This is a genomic window from Agrobacterium sp. DE0009, assembly GCF_007680755.1.
Classification (GTDB): domain Bacteria; phylum Pseudomonadota; class Alphaproteobacteria; order Rhizobiales; family Rhizobiaceae; genus Agrobacterium; species Agrobacterium tumefaciens_B.
This window is the reverse complement of the sequence record NZ_VEIU01000003.1, coordinates 359,626-377,887: the sequence shown is the minus strand read 5'-3', so window position 1 is coordinate 377,887 and position 18,262 is coordinate 359,626. Positions and strand designations below refer to the sequence as shown.

Genomic DNA, 18,262 nt, shown 5'->3' with positions numbered 1-18,262 from the left:
GTTCCGGAGTTCCTCTCCGGAACCTGTTTCTTTTTGTGTCTGCAAGTAAAGCGACCGGAATGCGAAGGATAAAAAAATGGTAGAAAAAGTACCGATGACTCAGGGTGGATTCGTCAAGCTTCAGGAGGAGCTTCGCTGGCGCCAGCAGGAGGAACGCCCCCGTATCATCGAGGCGATTGCGGAAGCGCGCGCTCACGGCGACCTTTCGGAAAATGCCGAGTACCATGCTGCCAAGGAAGCCCAGAGCCACAATGAAGGCCGCATCACCGAACTCGAGGACCTGACGGCGCGCGCCGAAGTCATCGACCTGTCGAAAATGTCGGGCTCGAAGATCAAGTTCGGCGCCACGGTCAAGCTGGTTGACGAAGACAGCGATGAGGAAAAGACCTACCAGATCGTCGGCGATCAGGAGGCCGACGTGAAGGCCGGCCGCATCTCCATCTCTTCCCCCATCGCCCGCGCCCTGATCGGCAAGGAAGTCGGCGACAGCATCGAAGTCAACGCGCCCGGCGGCGCCAAGGGCTACGAAATTCTCGCGGTTCAGTGGGGCTGATCAGCCCCATGCAATGCGCCCATCCGGGCGCATTGTTTTTCAGCGCCACAGATTTCTGAAATCAGCCGCAGAGACGGAAGCCGAGCTTGTCCAACGTCAGTCTGAAAGATGTGCAGGTGCTTGCGCCGAATTTCAAGCGCAGGCTCTCCGGCGTGACCTCCACCATCGTTCAACTGATACCGGTGCAGAACCGGCTGGGGCAGAAGGTCGCCGTCATCGGCCCCGGTCTGCCGCCGCATCTGCCGCATGTTCGCTTTCGCGACCTTTGGCAGCTATGGCGAAATGGCCCGTTTGGCGGCCCGCGCGTGTGGCATGCACGCCGTAACCTGGAAATGCTGCCCGGCATCATCATGCGGGATGTGCTGCGCATGAAGGTGAAGCTGCTCTTTACCTCCGCGGCGCAGAGGCGACATTCCGCCTATACGCGCTTCCTGATTTCGAAGATGGATGCCGTTGTTGCCACCAACGGCCGTTCCGGCTCGTTTCTGGAAGTGCCGCATCGAGTCGTCATGCACGGCGTCGATACCGATCTCTTCCATCCCCCAGCGGGTCCGGACGACACGATGGCAGCAGCGGGCCTGCCCGGACACTATCTCATCGGCTGCTTCGGACGCGTGCGCCATCAGAAGGGCACGGACCTGTTCGTGCGTGCGATGATCGAACTGTTGCCGCATTACCCTGAGTGGACGGCGGTTGTTTCCGGGCGGGTGACGAAGGAACACACGGATTTTGGCGACAAGCTCGTCGCCGATGTCGAAGCGGCCGGCCTGGCGGAGCGTATCGTCTTTCAGGGCGAGGTTGACGACATCAAGCCGTGGTACCGGCGCTTGAGCCTTTACGTCGCACCATCGCGCAACGAGGGTTTCGGTCTCACGCCGCTCGAAGCCATGGCCTCGCAGACAGCCGTGGTTGCGAGCAATGCCGGCGCCTATGAAGAAATGATTGTTGAGGGCCAGACCGGCGCCGTTGTCGCGGCGGGAGATTACCCAGCACTCCGCGATGCGATAAAGCCCTATCTTGCCGATCCCGATCGCGCAAAGGTGCATGGCAGCGCCGGGCTCGCCCATGTCCGCAGGGCTTTTCCGCTTGAAAAAGAAGCGACCAGCCTTGGCGAGGTCTACGACGCCCTACGGCGTGCGTGACGCGGCCAGCGCGTCAACTGCGACAGGTTCGGATCAGATTTCCACGAGGCCGACGCGCTTGACCTGACGGATGGTCAGCATCGTTCGCACCGTGTCGACGTTCTCATCCGCGGTCAGGACCTCGATGACGAAATCTTGAAACTCCGTCAGGTTTTTTGCCACGCAATGCAGCAGGAAGTCGCTTTCGCCTGAGACCATCCAGGCCTGCCGCACCAGTGACCAGCCGGCGGTTGCCGCCGCGAAAGCCTTCAGATTGCTGTCCGCCTGTCGCTTGAGGCCGATCATGCAGAAGGCGACAAGATCAAAACCGAGCTTCGGGGCATTCAACATGGCGTGATATCCCTCGATCACGCCCGCCTCTTCCAGCTTGCGAACGCGTCTCAGGCACGGGGGAGCCGAGATGCCGACCCGTTCGGCGAGTTCCACATTGGTCATGCGCCCGTCGCGCTGCAATTCGCGCAGGATTTTCAGATCGATGGCATCGAGTTCGACGCTGGTCACGAAAGAGTACCTCGTTAAGGTGGAGAACTTCCTTGTACTATCCGGCGCGGGATTCGCAACATTATGACGCTGCCCGGTCACAAAATTGCGCAGACATCCACAACTGCCTTGTTGGTAACGCAAGGCTGCCCTTGAATAAAGACACTAGACAACCTTAAATACCGGGCAACGAAGGGGTTGCGGCCCGTCCGCCGTCCTGCGGCTGGAGTGCATGGCGCAAAGGCCCGTTATTGAGAAGGAAGGTTTCCATGACTGCCCGCCACACGAAGGTATTGATCATTGGCTCCGGTCCCGCCGGATACACGGCAGCGATCTACGCCGCCCGCGCCATGCTGAAACCCGTGCTGATTGCCGGCATGGAACAGGGCGGTCAGTTGATGATCACCACCGATGTCGAGAACTATCCGGGCTTTGCCGATCCCATCCAGGGTCCCTGGCTGATGGACCAGATGCTGAAGCAGGCAACCCATGTGGGCGCGGAAATCGTCAGCGACCTCGTGACTGAAGTTGAAACCAACGTACGGCCATTCGTGGTGAAGACTGATTCCGGTCAGGTCTGGACCGCCGATACGCTGATCATCGCCACCGGCGCCAAGGCCAAGTGGCTCGGCATTGAGAGCGAGCAGCATTTCCAGGGTTTTGGCGTTTCCGCCTGCGCCACCTGCGATGGGTTCTTCTATCGCAACAAGGATGTGATCGTGGTCGGCGGCGGCAATTCCGCCGTGGAAGAGGCGCTCTATCTTGCCCATATCGCCAAGACGGTAACCGTCGTGCACCGTCGCGACAGCTTCCGTTCGGAAAAAATCCTGCAGGAGCGCTTGTTCGCCAAGGAAAACGTCAACATCCTCTGGAACACGGAAGTCGCTGAAATTACCGGTGCGCCGGCAAAGCCGCCAATGCCACCTTCCGTTTCCGGCGTGAAGCTGCGGGACACCAGGACGGGCGCGATCAACGACATGCCTGTCGATGGCGTCTTCGTCGCCATCGGCCACGCCCCTGCGGTCGAACTGTTCAAGGGCAAGGTGAAGCTGAAGGACAATGGCTATATGTGGACGGCCCCCGATTCCACCGCCACCGACGTGGAAGGCATCTTTGCCGCCGGCGACGTCACCGACGACATCTATCGTCAGGCCATCACTGCCGCCGGGATGGGCTGCATGGCGGCGCTGGAAGCGGAACGTTACCTCACCGCGCATCAACCGCTTGCAGTTGCAGCGGAATAACCGAAAGGCAGGATAGGCATGGCAATGCCATTGGACTGGGATAAACTGCGCATTTTTCATGCCGCAGCCGAAGCAGGGTCGTTCACCCATGCTGCTGACAAGCTGCACTTGTCCCAGTCGGCCATCAGCCGTCAGGTCAGCGCGCTGGAGCAGGATGTCGGCGTCAAACTGTTCCATCGCCATGCCCGCGGCCTCATCCTCACCGAACAGGGTGAGTTGCTCTACCGCACCGCTCACGACGTGTTGCTGAAACTTGAAACCGTCAAGATGCAGCTCACCGAAACGACGGAGAAGCCGAGCGGCAAGCTGCGCGTCACGACGACCGTCGGCCTCGGCCAGGGGTGGCTGACGGACAAGGTGCAGGAGTTTCTTCAGCTCTATCCGGAAATGTCGATTCAGCTCATCCTCGACAATGAGGAGCTGGACGTGAACATGCGTCACGCCGATTGTGCGATCCGCCTGCGCCAGCCGCAGCAGTCGGACCTCATTCAGCGAAAGCTGTTCACCGTGCACATGCACGTCTATGCTGCGCCGTCCTATATCAACAGATACGGCGAACCACAGTCGATCGAAGACCTCGATAATCACCGCATCATTTCCTTCGGTGAACCGGCGCCAAACTACCTGCTTGATGTCAACTGGCTCGAAAATGCCGGACGCTCCTCCGACAATACGCGCACGCCGCACCTGCAGATCAACAGCCAGACCTCGATCAAGCGGGCCTGCCTGCTGGGAATCGGTATTGCCTGCCTGCCGGATTATATCGTTGGCCGCGATCCCGGCCTCATCCAGCTTTCGCTCGCGGCCGACATCCCGTCATTCGATACGTATTTCTGCTATCCCGACGAGATGAAAAACGCTGCAAAGCTGAAGGCCTTCCGTGATTTCATCGTTGCCAAGGCCAGGAACTGGAACTTCTGACGGAAAAATAATCGCCGTTAGAAGATAGTCTATTAGATTCATAGCCTTATGACGTCAAAAGTGGGAGGGGTGCGCGAGCGCCCTTCTTTAGCTTTGCACATAAATTATACCGGAAATATCGAGGGCTGCACGGTACGCATGCCTGACCTGCACAAAAAAGAGTTGCTCCATGCACAAAAAAGCACCATATCGCACTCAGCTGATGCACACGGTGGCTTTTCCTCCCAGTTCCACCGCATCAGCTGTTCCCCTCTGGAGGTTTTTGACCTTCACACTTAAAGGGCCCTGGATCTATCCGGCGGCCCTCTTTTTTTACCCGCAAGAATTTTCTCCAAATCGGCGAGATACCGGATGATGCAACCTTGTTTTGCATTCTCGCTCCCACCATATCTTAGTTGGCTGTCACGCTCGCTCAGGCACGCGACAGCTGTTCCCCTCTGGAGGTTTTGACCTTCAAACTTATCAGGCCGCGGAAATATCCAGCGGCCTTCTTTTTTGGAGGGACAGGGTCGGCAATCCTTCTCACAGAGACGTGACTTGTATATCGAAATTTATCGATATATATATCGACCATGTCAGATATTGAAAACGTCCAGATGAACCCGGAGGAAATCCTCAAAGCCCTTTCGCACCCTGCAAGGCTGAAGTTTCTGGAATGGCTGAAGCGGCCGGAGAGCCACTTTTGTCAGGACCACCCTTTCAGCATGGGCGTGTGCGCCAACCAATTCCAGATCAGCGGCCTGTCGCAGTCCACCGTCTCGTCACATCTCGCGGTGTTGCAGTCAGCCGGCCTCATCCGGTCGAAAAAGGTGGGGCAATGGGTATTTTTTGAACGGAACGAGGAAACCATCGACGCTTTTCGCAATTATCTGCAGACAAATCTCTGAGCCTCCCAAGCTTTGAGCCTCGGGGTGCCGGACGGAAACCACAATGGGGACTCGATCCGGCATCCCATCAGGATAGCGCGCCTGCCGCGCAATTACGCCAACCGACCAGAAAGTGTAGTCGCATGACCAGTCTTTTCGAACCGGCACAGGCCGGCGATATCGCACTCGCCAACCGTATCGTCATGGCGCCCCTCACCCGCAACCGTTCCCCAGGTGCCATTCCCAACAATCTCAATGCCACTTATTACGAACAGCGCGCCAGTGCGGGCCTGATCGTCACCGAAGGCACACCGATCTCCCAGCAGGGTCAGGGTTACGCCGACGTTCCCGGCCTTTATAAGCGGGAAGCAATCGAGGGCTGGAAACAGGTCACCCAGGGTGTGCATTCGGCCGGCGGCAAGATCGTCGCACAAATCTGGCACGTGGGCCGCATCTCCCATACCTCGTTGCAACCCCATGGTGGCCAGCCGGTTGCCCCGTCTGCCATCACGGCCAAATCCAAGACCTATATCATCAATGATGACGGCACCGGCGGCTTTGCCGAAACGTCGGAGCCGCGTGCGCTTACCATCGACGATATCGGCCTCATCCTCGAGGACTATCGCAGCGGTGCACGCGCGGCACTGGAGGCCGGTTTCGACGGCGTCGAAATCCACGCGGCCAATGGCTACCTCATCGAGCAGTTCCTGAAATCCAGCACCAACGAACGCACGGATGAGTATGGCGGCTCGATCGAAAACCGCGCCCGCTTCCTGCTGGAAGTCGTTGATGCGGTTGCAGGTGAGATTGGTGCAGGCCGCACTGGCATTCGCCTCTCTCCCGTCACGCCTGCCAACGATATCTTCGAGGCCGACCCACAGCCGCTGTACAACTACGTCGTGGAACAGCTTGGCAAGCGTAATCTCGCCTTCATCCATGTCGTCGAAGGCGCAACGGGTGGCCCCCGCGATTTCAAGCAGGGGGACAAGCCGTTCGATTATGCCGCCTTCAAGGCCGCTTACCGCAATGCCGGTGGCAAGGGCCTGTGGATCGCCAATAACGGCTACGATCGTGAGAGCGCGATCGAAGCTGTCGAGAGCGGCAAGGTCGATGCCGTTGCCTTCGGCAAGGCCTTCATTGCCAACCCGGATCTGGTGCGCCGCCTCAAGGACAACGCGCCCTTGAATGAACCGAACCAGCCGACCTTCTATGGCGGCGGGGCCGAAGGCTATACCGACTATCCGGCGCTTGCCTGATATACCCACACATGGAAAGGCCGCATCGCACGACTGCGATGCGGTCTTTTTTTAAAGAGGGCGTCGCGCCTGACGTGCGGCATAATCTGAAAACGCACCGATGATGAAGGCATTGGGCAGGTGCAGCGCCTGCAGCAAACCATTGCCTGTTTCACGGCCGATGCTCATCAGCGCCACCTGCAGGCAATAAAGGCCGAGCAAAGCCAATGTGCGCGCGAGGTTGGGCCGCAATTCATCATATCGCAAAGCGAGGACCGCCAGCGACAGGATCGGCAGGGCGACCAGCATGCCAAGGCCCTTGTGAAGCGAAATCAGCGATCCGTCGTAATATATCGACAGCCCTGCCAGCAGTACCTGTGCGAAGATCAGCAATGGCACGCTTGCCGAAATCACAGCAAACAGGCGCCGGGGACCTGACACCCCGTTTATGACCGTCGCCATTACACCCCGCCCTTCGCATCGACAGGCTGAGGGAGGCTTACGGGCGGTTGGTTCTGCTCTAGGCATCCAAGGCTCGCCAGCGTGGTCGACACCGCGACATCGATGGGTGTTTTGGGCTCGCCCCCCAGAAACGCCGTCAGCTTGCGATTGCTCATCCGGATCGACATCTGCCAGAGATAGCGCATCTCCAGAACTTCGCGGAACAGGGGAACGAAGGGCGCTGCCAATCGAATGCCGGTCCAGGAGAGCCGGCGCTGTTTGACCGGATGTCCCACGACCCGTTCGATGGCGGCAACCAGTTGCAGCCCGTCGAAGTCCCAAAAACCTTCCATATGGAAGACGGCGAAAGCTGGCAGGTCAGCGGCGCGATCCAACAGCCGTCCGATCGTCTCCGCCACGTCAGGCAGATAGGCCCATTGATGTCCCGCATGGGGCGCCGCGGGGTTTCGGACGCTGCGGACGGGCTGTCCCGGCTTTACCAGCATCTGCGAGAACCAGTTATTTTTCGCATCCGGCCCAAAGAAATCTCCGGCACGAACGATCAGCACGGGCACGCCACGCATGGAAGCCATTTTCAGCCGTCGTTCCATCTCCGCACGCAACGCGCCCTTGCGCGTAAACGGCTGCTGCGGGCTCTCTTCGGTCAGCAGCGGAAAGGCGTCTGAACCGAAATTATAGACCGTGCCGGGAAAGACTATCCTTGCACCGCAGCTTTCGGCGGCAGCGATCGTGTTGTCCAGCATCGGCACGACCTGCTTCTCCCAATCGCTGTAGCCGGGAGGATTGACCGCGTGCACGATCAGCCGGGCACCTTGCGCCGCCCTCAAAACGTCCTGCCGGTTCATGGCGTCGCCTGTGACGAATTCGATGTCGCCAGCGGCCTCGGCTGCCGGCTTCCGGCGTGTCATCGCCCTCAATCGCCAGCCCCTTTGCAGCAACATGCGTGAAACCTGGCGGCCAACGCCGCCATTCACACCCAGCACCAGCGCCAGGGGCCGTTCGTCCTTCGCCGCACTCACGTTATTTCCAATAGACATCGCCGTACTCCTTTGTGTGTCTGGAGTATCGGCTCGATCTGCGATATACGAAATTGTCGAAATGAGTGGAGCGGCTATACAAAATATTATGACGAAAAACCGTGATATCAGCTGGGATTTCTACCGCACCTTCCTGAGCGTGCTGAGTGACGGTTCGCTCTCTGCCGCCGCCCGCGAACTTGGGATCACCCAGCCAACGGCGGGGCGACACATCGGAGCTCTCGAGGAAGCCGTCGGTTTTCCGCTGTTCATCCGCTCGCCTCATGGCCTGATGCCGACGGAGGCGGCGCTGGCGCTTCGACCATACGCGGAAAATCTGGCGGCAACGACAGCAGCCCTGATGCGCGCGGCCTCCGGGGAGGTCGGCAAGATCGAAGGCACGGTGCGTATCAGCGCGTCAGATATCATCGGCGTCGAAATGCTGCCGCCGATCATCACGGCCATGCAGGAGACCCACCCGCGGCTTGAAATCGAACTCTCCCTTTCCGACACGCTGGAAGACCTGTTAAGGCGCGAAGCCGACATTGCCATTCGCATGACCGAACCGATGCAGGATGCGATCGTCATGCGCTACATCGGCAATTTCCGCCTGGGTTTTCATGCGACGCGCGACTACCTGGCAAAAGCGGGCGTGCCGAAAAGCACCGAAGATCTCAACCATCATCGCATGGTCGGTTTCGACCGCAAAACGCCTTTCATCCGCGCGGCCATTCATCGGATGCGCTCTCTTGAGCCCGATCTTCCCGATATCGAGGAAATCTCCTTCGAAATCCGCGCCGACAGCAATCTGGCGCAACTCGCCATGATCCGCGCGAGCGCCGGGATAGGCGTCTGCCAGATCGGCCTGGCGCGAAAAGACCCGCGGCTGGTCCAGGTTCTCCCGAACATCGACATCCCGCTCCATACCTGGGTCGCGATGCACGAAAATCTCAAGACCTCACCGCGGTGCCGCGCGGTTTTCAGCGCGCTGGTCGACGGTCTCAAAGGTCATCTGAAGGAAACCGATCCGGGAGCGCCGCCCAAGAAGCGCTAGGGCAGCGGCGGCAGCCCAAGTTCCTCAAGGCCGCATGAGCGCCAGACCCGTCGAAGGCATATTGAAATAGTCGACGGACCGGCACGACCCGGCCCGGCTCAATCAGGCGGGTGGCGAGGTCTTGTCGACAACCTCTGCTTCCGGCCGGTCGCCGCCCTGGCTATGTTCCTCATGCCATTTGCCGCGCTCGTCCTGATAGCTGATTTCTTCGTCATCGCCGCCCACCTGCTGTTCGGCTGCTACAATGCGCGCAGCGGCGCGGGCGTCGTCATAGGTGGGAAAGGTCTCGGAATAAGCGCCGTTCATACGATAAGCGAAGCCTCCGTCGTGTTCGACGATCTCGTACACCACTTTGGTCATGCATGGTCCTCCTGTCTCAGTCGGCAACATGGCAACCACAACCGCGCTTCAAGCATTGCACCCGATGGGACAGCGCGGCGTGATCTGCATGTCCTGCAACATCACTATCCTACCAAAAGCATTCAAGCGCAAATGCTGCTTGATCTGAGGGACGATAGGCTACAGCCTGCGACGACATGGGGAAGGGAAATTCATGGTGGGATCTATCATCAAGCAGGAGCGGATGCTGCTGCTGGCAATACCGGCGGCAATCATCGCCTATTTAGCCGAGCACACGATATTCGAAGCGGGAAAGACGGCAGCGCTGATTGCCGCCGTCGTCCTCATCGGCCTCATCGTTCTGGTCTCGATGCGGGTTGCCCATCACGCGGAAATTCTTGCTGCAAAGGTCGGCGATCCCTACGGGACGATGATCCTGACGCTGTCGGCGGTCGCCGTCGAGGTGCTGATCCTCGCGATCATCATGAGCGAGTCCAGTTCGCCGACACTGGTGCGAGACACGATCTATTCCGCCGTCATGATCGACATTAACGGCATTCTGGGCCTCGCGGCCCTCCTCGGCGGCCTTCGCCACGGCGAGCAGCCTTACAATGACGATTCCGGCAAGACCTATGGCGTGATGATACTGACCGCCATGGGCATATCGATGATTGTGCCGGAATTCATCCCTGAACAGAGCTGGCACATCTACTCTGTCTTCACGATATTCGCGATGATTGCGCTTTATGCGCTCTTCCTCAAAATGCAGGTCGGTCCGCACAGCTATTTCTTCAGCTACACCTACCCAAAGAAGCCCCGTCCGGCCGGCCAGTCGGGGCAGGCGTCAGGCAGCCATGCGGGAGACGACGACGAAGGCAGCGTGCCGCTTTCCATCGGCCTCATCATCGCCGGCGTGGTGTTGATCGGCGTGCTGGCGGAGTTCATGTCCGCCTTCCTCAGCGAAAGCCTTGAAGGAACCAGCGCACCGCCTGCCCTGATGGCGGTCGTGGTTGCGACGATCTCGGCCTCGCCTGAAATCCTGACTGCGCTCCGCTCCGCCCTTCGCGACCGCATGCAGGCGGTGGTCAACATCGCCATGGGCGCTTCGCTCTCGACGGTCATCCTGACCGTGCCTGTCATGGAGGGTATCGCGCTTTACACCGGCCAGCCCTTCATCATGGCGATGACACCAGTTCAGACCGTTATGGTCTTCATTACGCTCATCGCCGCTGCGATAAATCTGAATGACGGCGAGACGAATGCTATCGAGGGCATGACGCATTTCATTCTCTTCGCCACCTTCATCATGCTGCTGTTTCTGGGGCTCTGACCGAAACGAAAAACGCGGCATGGAAAGGCTTGTGACTTGAAAACAAAAAGCCCGACATCACTGCCGGGCTTTTCATTCACGATCGTTGGCCAATCAGCGGCAATCAGCGCAGAAGCGCTGGATACGCTTGCAGGCCTCTTCCAGCAACGCCTCCGACGTGGCGTAGGAAATGCGGAAGTTCGGGCCGAGGCCGAAGGCCGAACCCTGAACAACGGCAACGCCTTCGGCTTCCAGAAGCTCCGAGACGAAATCCGTATCGGTCTCGATGACCTTGCCCGAAGGCGCGGTCTTGCCGATCAGGCCGGCGCAGGACGGATACACGTAAAACGCGCCTTCCGGAGCCGGGCAGCTGATGCCCTTGGCCTGGTTGAGCATGGAGACGACCAGGTCGCGGCGGCCTTCGAAGATCTTCTTGTTCGCCGGAATGAAATCCTGCGTGCCGTTCAGAGCTTCGACAGCGGCCCATTGCGCAATCGAGCTTGCGCCCGAGGTCTGCTGGCCCTGGATCATGTCCATGGCCTTGATCAGCGGCAGCGGGCCGGCAGCGTAACCGATACGCCAGCCGGTCATGGCATAGGCCTTGGAGACACCATTCATCGTCAGCGTGCGGTCATAAAGCGAAGGCTCCACTTCCACCGGCGTGACGAATTTAAAGTCGCCATAGGTCAGGTGCTCATACATGTCATCCGTGAGGATCCACACGTGCGGGTGCTTAACGAGCACATCGGTCAGCGCCTTCAACTCGTCGTGCGAATAGGCCGCGCCCGACGGGTTGGACGGCGAGTTGAACACGAACCACTTCGTCTTCGGCGTGATCGCCTTTTCCAGCGCTTCCGGCTTCAGCTTGAAATTGTCTTCCAGCGTCGCGTCGACGAACACGGGCGTACCGCCGCAGATCGAGACCATCTCGGGATAGCTGACCCAGTACGGCGCGGGGATAACGACTTCATCACCCGGGTTCAGCGTCGCCATGAAAGCGTTGAACAGGATCTGCTTGCCGCCGGTACCGACAATCGTCTGCTCCGGCTTGTAGTCGAGGCCGTTTTCACGCTTGAACTTGTCGGCAATCGCCTTGCGCAGTTCCGGAATGCCGGAAACGGGCGTGTATTTCGTTTCACCGCGCTTAATCGCGTCAATGGCCGCTTCCTTGATATTGTCGGGCGTATCGAAATCCGGCTCGCCGGCGCCAAGGCTAATCACATCGCGGCCCTGTGCTTTAAGCTCGCGGGCTTTCTGGCTAACGGCGATGGTGGCGGATGGCTTTACGCGGGAGAGAATGTCGGCAAGGAAGGCCATTTTTAATCGGTCCTATTGGGGTTGACATCGCAGAGCTCGGAAATCTCGTCTGCTGCGGCAATTTCTATGTCGAAAGACGGGACCAGTTTCAAGGCCAAAAGCCGGCCTATCTGGCGTTGGGGACAATTTAAGCCTTTCTTAACCCGGAAGTAACGCTTGTCGTGATACATTGACGGCAATAGGGGTCGTGTCTCTGTAGCTGGTGGAAAAATGGCGCCCAAAAGCATCTTTTCCAGTCTTGTCCGAGAGGTCGATGGCACATGGTCCACGGCCTATCACATGTTCAACCTCAAATCGGCGCTGCAGCCCATTTTCCGAAGAACGGCAAATGGCGCGCTCGACATCGATTCATTCGAGGGTCTGGTGCGGCCGCATCGCAATGGCGAGCCAGTGACGCCGGGCGAATTTTTCTCGCTGGTCGCGCCCGGGGACATCGAGAACATCGACAGCATCCTGCGCACGGTCCACATCCTCAACACTGGCCGCCTAAACCGCGCCCGCGCCCGCATTTTCGTCAACTTTCACCCTGGCCTGTTCCAGACCCCGGCCAAGATGCGGCAGGAAGTGGAACGCATGCGCCTTGCGGCCCACGAGGCGGGCCTGACGGCCGATCGCATCGTGTGCGAAATTTCCGAGAAAAAGGCCTCCGACACGCAGATGGTCGCCGACTTCGCCTATCACATGCACGATATCGGTTTTCGCGTGGCGCTCGACGATTACGGTGCCGGCGATTCCGATATTGAAAGGGTCAAGCTCATCAAGCCTGACTACGTGAAGTTCGAAGCAGGCTGGGTGCGGGATTTCATGCAGAATTCAGCGGGCGCCGCCCTTCTGCGTGTCATCGTCCGTCAGTTCCGGGAAGACGGCATCGAGCCGGTCTTCGAAGGCCTGGAGGCGAGCTGGCAGGTGGACTTGTGCGAGGACCTCGGCGTCGTCCTGATGCAGGGCTACATTCTGGCGAGGCCCGAACTTGCGCCGACGACGTTCGACACGCGTTTCCCTGAACTCGGCAGCACCGATTTCTCACCATCGCGGCCGGAAAAAAGCGGTGCGCCACTGGGATTTTTCAGAGAAGAGCCGCATCCCGCGCGCCAGACCCGAACATTCGGGAAACGGGGGCTTTAAGGGCAAACGCATCAAAAAAGCTGCCGCAAACCCCTCTGCCACAATATGGCCGCAATAAATGCCGCGGAACGCCAGAATTCGGTCTCCAAGCCGTCCATTTCGAAGCCTCTTTTATCCTTCAAGAACAGGGGCAAGAGGCGACAGCCATGTTTACCAACGACCGGAGTTCCGTTGAAAGGTTAAGGGCGCAGAGAACCCTGTTTTCCCTCTGGATGGCCGTTGCCGCTTTTCTTGTCATCGTCACCATGGCCGCGGGCATCGCAACCTCGGCCAATGCCGCCACACAGGCCGTCGACACGCTGCACACGGCGGCCATTCCCCAGGTTGCGGCAACGACGAAGGCCGGCCCGCATCTCCTGCTCATCGGTCTCTCCGCCGCCGCCTTCATCGGCCTTGCGATTGGCGGCCTGACGCTCACCCGGCGTAGCCTGAAGGACGAGGCGCGCCGCTTCAGGTAGGGCGACCTACCTTTGCTTGCGGCGTTGGCATGTTGCTGCTAAAGCACCCGGGAACCAGTCGTCCGCATCGCCGGTTCGGCATTTCAAAAAATTCCTGTTTCCACGGCCGTGACTGAATGATCGCCCGGCCCTGCTGTGCGGTGCAAAGAATGACTCGTCTCCAGGCCAATATGCTGCTTCTGCTCGCCGCCGCGATCTGGGGTGGCGGGTTCGTCGCACAGTCCTCCGCCATGGCGTCGATCGGCCCGTTCTGGTTCGTCGGCCTTCGCTTCGCGATCGCCGCCATTGCCGTGCTGCCCTTTGCACTCATGGAAACGCGGTCGCGGAAATCGCCGCCACGCCGGCGCGAGATCGGCAACTTCATTTTCGTCGGTCTCGCCCTGTTTGCCGGCGCAACCACGCAGCAGGTCGGGCTGCTGACAACAACCGTCACCAATTCCAGTTTCCTGACCGGGCTTTACGTCATCTTCGTGCCCGTCATCGCCGTCATTCTTTACCGTCGGCATCCCCACTGGATCGTCTGGCCCTGCGCGCTGATGATGCTGGGCGGCATCTTCCTGCTCTCCGGCGGCGCTTTCGAAACGCTGACGAAAGGCGATTTTCTGAGTATCGTCTGCGCCTTCTTCTGGGCGATCCAGATTACGCTTGCTGGCCGCTTCGTTTCCGAGAGCGGAAGGCCGCTCGCGCTTTCGTGCACACAGTTCTCCGTTTGCTCCCTTCTGAGTTGCATGATCGGCGCTGTGTTCGAACCGCTGAGCTTTGCCGCGATCGAGGCGTCGCTGGCGGAAATCCTCTATGTCGGCCTCGTGTCCTCCGGACTCGCTTTCGTCCTGCAGGTCATCGGCCAGCGTTACACCACTGCCCCGCAGGCCGCGATCTTCCTGTCTTCGGAGGCGCTTTTCGGCGCGTTGCTGGCCTCGGTCTTCCTGAAAGAAACCATTTCGGGTGCAGGCTACGTCGGATGCCTGATCATTTTCGCCGCCATCCTCATGGTTGAACTGGTGCCCGAATTGACCCGTAAACGCCCCAAACCCCTGACCGAAACGACCTGACGCCGTCAAAACTGATTTTTCTGCTTTTCGCAGGAATCCGCCGCTTTGCACCCAAAATTTTGCCCCAAAAGGCTGACGGAAACGGCAATTATTTCGGCAGATATACCTTATGCGGAAAAAATGTGCGTTTCCTTGATGCAGTTCTACCGCAGGTTTTTTATCTGACAAAAAGCCCGTGAAAACTTTTGCTTGCCAATTTTAGATAAACGCAGCAATCTGTTGCGGTTCGGGCAATTTGCGAGCATGGGAAGGCCTATAAATTTGCGCACCGGGGACGCTATAAACCTCGGGCGGTGGGACGAAAAACGTTGGATGAGAACGCCATTACTTCCCGCTGCGAAGGTCCATTTTCTCACTAGTCAAGAACTGCCTGCCAACGCCCACGCGGGGCAAAACTGTAATGCTGCCTGTAGCTGAACGCGGGCAGAGCGAAAAGGACCTGATGCATGGCCGAAACTGGCACCGTAAAATTCTTCAATACCGACAAAGGCTTCGGCTTCATCAAGCCAGACAATGGTGGCGCTGATATCTTTGTTCACATCTCTGCCGTACAGGCTTCCGGCCTGTCCGGACTTTCAGAAAATCAGAAAGTGAGCTTCGACACGGAACCGGATCGTCGCGGCAAGGGGCCGAAGGCAGTCAATCTGCAGATTGCTGGCTGACCCTAAAACGGCTTTCTCTTCTAGTTGAAGCCCGGCAGGAATGCCGGGTTTTTTTATGCGCAGCCCCCGGCCTCCCGTCACCGGCCGTCAGAGCCCCTTCAGATAGGGATTGTTGAGCCGCTCTTCGCCGAGCCGCCCACCGGGGCCATGGCCGCAGATGAAGCCCACGTCGTCTCCCAGCGGCAGGAGCTTGTCGCGAATGGACGCCATCAACTGCTCGTGGTTTCCGCCCGGCAAATCCGTGCGCCCTACCGACCCTGAAAACAGCACATCACCCACATGAGCGAAGTTCTGGTCGCGGTTGTAATAGATCACGTGACCGGGCGCGTGGCCGGGGCAGTGATAGACTTCGAAAATGTGCTCCCCGAAGGAAACCGTGTCGCCATCCCTCAGCCACGTATCGGGCGTCACATTCTTGAGACCGGTGATGCCGTATTTCTCCGCCTGCACTTCGATCCTCTCCAGCAAGGGCCGATCGTCCTCATGCGGCCCGATCACAGGGAGCGAAAGCTTGCCCCTCAATTCATCGGCACCGCCGGCGTGGTCGAGATGACCGTGCGTCAGCCAGATTTCCTTGAGCGTAATCCCGTTTTCCGCAACGACCTGAAGAATGACCTCCACATCCCCGCCGGGGTCGACGACGACACCTTCCTTGGTGTCCTGATCGAACAGGATGGTGCAATTCTGCTCGAATGGCGTGACCGGAATAATGCCCGCCTGCAATTTACCCATATCCTGTTCTCCTGTCTGAAAGCTGATGTGTCCTATAGCCCGCGGGGGAGGAAGGCACAATGCCGACGACCGTTCCCCGCTTTTTCAGGCCGCGCAGGGGCAAAGAAAATCGCTATTTTTTACAGGCACATAATAGGAAGGAGGGCCTGATATCCCTGAAAAATGTGGAACGCCCTGATGGTTGCGACGTTGTAGCACCAGTCTTGAAAGGAGTGAGACACATGGACAAGAAGCTTAAAATGCTGGTCGCTGGTGGCGCCTTTGCCTTGATGGCAGGCTATGCAAATGCCGCCATGGTCGCAACCACCGCATCGGATATTTCGGTCCGTTCCGGCCCGGGCGAGGACTATCCGGAACTCGGCCTTGCCACCCGTGGCAGCAACGCCGTGCTGGATGGCTGCATGGAGGGTAGCAGCTGGTGCCGCATTGAGGTGAACGGCCTGCGCGGTTGGGCCCATGCCGATTACCTGAACGTGATGTACGAAGGCTCGCCCGTGATCCTCAAGGAGCGCCGCACGGAACTCAGCGTTCCCGTTGTGACCTATGAGAAAACCGCGAGCGTACAGTCCGAGCCGAACCCGGGCGACCCGAATCTCGGCCGCGTGGGCGAAGTCGATCCGCCGCAGTCGGTCATCACCTATATTGATGAGCATCCCGCAGACACCGTCACCTATGATGGCGACATCGCGGTGGGGAGCGTCCTGCCGGCCGATACCCGTCTGGTTGAGGTCCCGGACTATCAGTACCGCTACGTCCGCGTGAACGACGTTCCGGTTCTCGTCGAACCCTCGACCCGCCGTATCGTTTACGTCTACCAGTAAATCCGGTTTATCAGCATTCGTTGATATGAAGAGCGCGGTCTGACCGCGCTCTTTTTCATGTCCTGTATCGGCTTTCCTGATTCCAGTTGCACCCGCACCCGCGCCATATTATCCACCGCAACAGAAAATGATTGGCGGCATTCTCCCGAGTGGACGCATTTTCGGCTATGTTTACAGAATATTGGCGCATTGACGCCTGTCAGCTATGATCAGACAGCCGCAGGATATGAAGGAACCGCAGTGCCACCGCAATCGCTAAAATCCGCCGCCGCAAGGCAGACACCGGCACTCCCGAAGGTTGATGACGGCAAGATCGATTTCGACACGATCGAGTCGCTGTTTTTCGCATATCGCGACTTTGTCTCCGATCCCGATGTCATCCTGTCGAAACTGGATTACGGACGCGCCCACCACCGTGTTGTCTACTTCGTCAGCCGGCAGCCGGGCATGACGGTGGCGGATTTGCTGGACACGCTTGGCATCACCAAGCAGAGCCTCGCCCGCGTGCTCAAACAGCTGATAGACGACGGCTACATCAGGCAGATGGCAGGTCCCGAAGATCGCCGCCAGCGCAGGCTTTACCCCACGCTCACGGGCCGCGAACTGGCGCTGGCGCTCAGCGAGCCACAATCGCGCCGCATCGACCGCGCGCTCGAAGGTCTGGGACCGGACGCGCGGGCCTGCGTGCGGCAGTTCCTTGCACAGATGCGCAGCCCCGCCGCGACGACGGCGAGCGCGGAGGACGAGTGACGATGGCGCAGGCTCCGGCAAAACGTCTACCGGCCGATGACGACGCGGCCCATCTCCTGATCGTTGACGACGACGCGCGTATCCGCGATCTCCTGCAACGCTTCCTTGGCGATAAGGGATATCGAATCTCTGTCGCTGCCGATGCCGCCGAGGCGCGGCGCAAGATGGTTGGTATCCGCTTCGATCTTCTTATCCTTGATGTGATGATGCCCGGCGAGAACGGGCTGTCGCTCACCCGCTCGCTCAACGAAAACAAATCCGTGCCGGTCATTCTGCTGACCGCCCGGTCGGAAGCGGATTCGCGCATTGCCGGCCTTGAAGCGGGGGCTGATGACTATCTCGCCAAGCCCTTCGATCCGCGCGAACTCGTACTGCGTATCAACAATATCCTGCGGCGCAACATCTCGCCCGATACGCCGAAGATCGAACAGATCATGTTCGGCCCCTACAGCTTCTCCATCCCGAAGAAGGAATTGCGACGCGGTCCTGAGACAATCCGGCTGACGGACCGCGAACAGGAGATCATGCTGCTGTTTGCGCTGCGCGCCGGCGACACGATTCCCCGACACGAACTGGTCGAAGCAGAATCGGACGTGGGCGAGAGAACCATCGACGTGCAGATCAACCGTCTTCGTCGCAAGATCGAGGACGACCCTGCCAATCCTGTTTATCTGCAAACGGTGCGCGGCATCGGTTACCGCCTGAGCGTGGACTGACGAGCACC

At 59.1% G+C, this 18,262-nt stretch carries 21 protein-coding genes; 15 read left to right on the top strand and 6 right to left on the bottom strand.

Annotated elements, in window-relative coordinates; translation table 11 throughout:
* Positions 1 to 76: 76 nt before the first annotated feature.
* Both greA and FS804_RS14575 read left to right on the top strand, forming a co-directional pair.
* Entirely contained in the window at positions 77 to 553 is a 477-nt protein-coding gene (gene greA / locus FS804_RS14580) for a transcription elongation factor GreA (protein WP_003522847.1), read from the top strand.
* Positions 554 to 639: 86 nt separating this feature from the next.
* Complete coding sequence (locus FS804_RS14575) at positions 640 to 1,695, top strand: glycosyltransferase family 4 protein (RefSeq protein ID WP_144577278.1); 1,056 nt, start codon at positions 640 to 642, stop codon at positions 1,693 to 1,695.
* Between the two features lie 33 nt (positions 1,696 to 1,728).
* On the opposite strand, the gene FS804_RS14570 is transcribed toward FS804_RS14575, so the two are convergent.
* Positions 1,729 to 2,196 (bottom strand): Lrp/AsnC family transcriptional regulator, encoded by a 468-nt coding sequence (locus tag FS804_RS14570; RefSeq protein WP_186376810.1) that lies wholly within the window; start codon positions 2,194 to 2,196, stop codon positions 1,729 to 1,731.
* Positions 2,197 to 2,444: 248 nt separating this feature from the next.
* Here FS804_RS14570 and trxB point away from each other — a divergent pair, with 248 nt between their 5' ends.
* From trxB to FS804_RS14550, 4 genes are all read left to right on the top strand, one after another.
* Complete coding sequence (gene trxB, locus FS804_RS14565; RefSeq protein ID WP_063950648.1) at positions 2,445 to 3,419, top strand: thioredoxin-disulfide reductase; 975 nt, start codon at positions 2,445 to 2,447, stop codon at positions 3,417 to 3,419.
* 24 nt (positions 3,420 to 3,443) lie between these two features.
* On the top strand, positions 3,444 to 4,340 hold the full coding sequence (locus FS804_RS14560; RefSeq protein ID WP_063950800.1) for a LysR family transcriptional regulator VtlR: 897 nt from the start codon (positions 3,444 to 3,446) through the stop codon (positions 4,338 to 4,340).
* 596 nt (positions 4,341 to 4,936) lie between these two features.
* Positions 4,937 to 5,227: a helix-turn-helix transcriptional regulator gene (locus tag FS804_RS14555; protein WP_063950649.1), complete on the top strand. Its 291-nt coding sequence runs from the start codon at positions 4,937 to 4,939 to the stop codon at positions 5,225 to 5,227.
* A gap of 122 nt (positions 5,228 to 5,349) precedes the next feature.
* Positions 5,350 to 6,462, top strand: a complete 1,113-nt coding sequence (locus tag FS804_RS14550; RefSeq protein ID WP_063950650.1) for an alkene reductase — start codon at positions 5,350 to 5,352, stop codon at positions 6,460 to 6,462.
* 51 nt (positions 6,463 to 6,513) lie between these two features.
* Here FS804_RS14550 and FS804_RS14545 read toward each other — a convergent pair whose 3' ends face one another.
* A complete protein-coding gene (locus FS804_RS14545; protein WP_144577275.1) occupies positions 6,514 to 6,903 on the bottom strand; it encodes a DUF6220 domain-containing protein in 390 nt (129 codons plus the stop codon).
* Complete coding sequence (locus tag FS804_RS14540) at positions 6,903 to 7,940, bottom strand: NAD-dependent epimerase/dehydratase family protein (RefSeq protein ID WP_144577273.1); 1,038 nt, start codon at positions 7,938 to 7,940, stop codon at positions 6,903 to 6,905. Before FS804_RS14540 ends, FS804_RS14545 begins: the two co-directional genes overlap by 1 nt.
* Before the next feature lie 88 nt (positions 7,941 to 8,028).
* Here FS804_RS14540 and FS804_RS14535 point away from each other — a divergent pair, with 88 nt between their 5' ends.
* Positions 8,029 to 8,973: a LysR family transcriptional regulator gene (locus FS804_RS14535; protein ID WP_063950653.1), complete on the top strand. Its 945-nt coding sequence runs from the start codon at positions 8,029 to 8,031 to the stop codon at positions 8,971 to 8,973.
* A 102-nt stretch (positions 8,974 to 9,075) separates the two neighbouring features.
* Here the strand turns inward: FS804_RS14535 and FS804_RS14530 are convergent, their stop codons facing one another.
* On the bottom strand, positions 9,076 to 9,333 hold the full coding sequence (locus FS804_RS14530) for a DUF2188 domain-containing protein (protein WP_063950654.1): 258 nt from the start codon (positions 9,331 to 9,333) through the stop codon (positions 9,076 to 9,078).
* Between the two features lie 193 nt (positions 9,334 to 9,526).
* Between FS804_RS14530 and FS804_RS14520 the strand changes: the two genes are divergently transcribed.
* Complete coding sequence (locus tag FS804_RS14520) at positions 9,527 to 10,642, top strand: calcium:proton antiporter (protein WP_144577271.1); 1,116 nt, start codon at positions 9,527 to 9,529, stop codon at positions 10,640 to 10,642.
* Positions 10,643 to 10,735: 93 nt separating this feature from the next.
* On the opposite strand, the gene FS804_RS14515 is transcribed toward FS804_RS14520, so the two are convergent.
* Positions 10,736 to 11,938 (bottom strand): pyridoxal phosphate-dependent aminotransferase, encoded by a 1,203-nt coding sequence (locus FS804_RS14515; RefSeq protein WP_144577269.1) that lies wholly within the window; start codon positions 11,936 to 11,938, stop codon positions 10,736 to 10,738.
* Between the two features lie 210 nt (positions 11,939 to 12,148).
* On the opposite strand from FS804_RS14515, the gene FS804_RS14510 reads away from it, so the two are divergent.
* From FS804_RS14510 to FS804_RS14495, 4 genes are all read left to right on the top strand, one after another.
* A complete protein-coding gene (locus FS804_RS14510) occupies positions 12,149 to 13,063 on the top strand; it encodes an EAL domain-containing protein (protein ID WP_144577267.1) in 915 nt (304 codons plus the stop codon).
* Between the two features lie 146 nt (positions 13,064 to 13,209).
* Positions 13,210 to 13,521 (top strand): hypothetical protein, encoded by a 312-nt coding sequence (locus FS804_RS14505; protein ID WP_077224982.1) that lies wholly within the window; start codon positions 13,210 to 13,212, stop codon positions 13,519 to 13,521.
* A gap of 149 nt (positions 13,522 to 13,670) precedes the next feature.
* Positions 13,671 to 14,573, top strand: coding sequence for a DMT family transporter (locus FS804_RS14500; protein ID WP_144577265.1), 903 nt, complete (start codon positions 13,671 to 13,673; stop codon positions 14,571 to 14,573).
* 446 nt (positions 14,574 to 15,019) lie between these two features.
* Complete coding sequence (locus tag FS804_RS14495) at positions 15,020 to 15,235, top strand: cold-shock protein (protein ID WP_003494703.1); 216 nt, start codon at positions 15,020 to 15,022, stop codon at positions 15,233 to 15,235.
* A gap of 87 nt (positions 15,236 to 15,322) precedes the next feature.
* On the opposite strand, the gene FS804_RS14490 is transcribed toward FS804_RS14495, so the two are convergent.
* Complete coding sequence (locus FS804_RS14490) at positions 15,323 to 15,967, bottom strand: MBL fold metallo-hydrolase (RefSeq protein WP_144577263.1); 645 nt, start codon at positions 15,965 to 15,967, stop codon at positions 15,323 to 15,325.
* A gap of 221 nt (positions 15,968 to 16,188) precedes the next feature.
* Between FS804_RS14490 and FS804_RS14485 the strand changes: the two genes are divergently transcribed.
* The 3 genes from FS804_RS14485 to FS804_RS14475 all read left to right on the top strand — a co-directional run bounded on the left by FS804_RS14485 (position 16,189) and on the right by FS804_RS14475 (position 18,254).
* Complete coding sequence (locus FS804_RS14485; protein ID WP_063950661.1) at positions 16,189 to 16,788, top strand: DUF1236 domain-containing protein; 600 nt, start codon at positions 16,189 to 16,191, stop codon at positions 16,786 to 16,788.
* Positions 16,789 to 17,028: 240 nt separating this feature from the next.
* Entirely contained in the window at positions 17,029 to 17,538 is a 510-nt protein-coding gene (locus tag FS804_RS14480) for a MarR family winged helix-turn-helix transcriptional regulator (protein ID WP_063950801.1), read from the top strand.
* Between the two features lie 2 nt (positions 17,539 to 17,540).
* Positions 17,541 to 18,254 (top strand): response regulator, encoded by a 714-nt coding sequence (locus FS804_RS14475; RefSeq protein WP_144577261.1) that lies wholly within the window; start codon positions 17,541 to 17,543, stop codon positions 18,252 to 18,254.
* Positions 18,255 to 18,262: the final 8 nt, after the last annotated feature.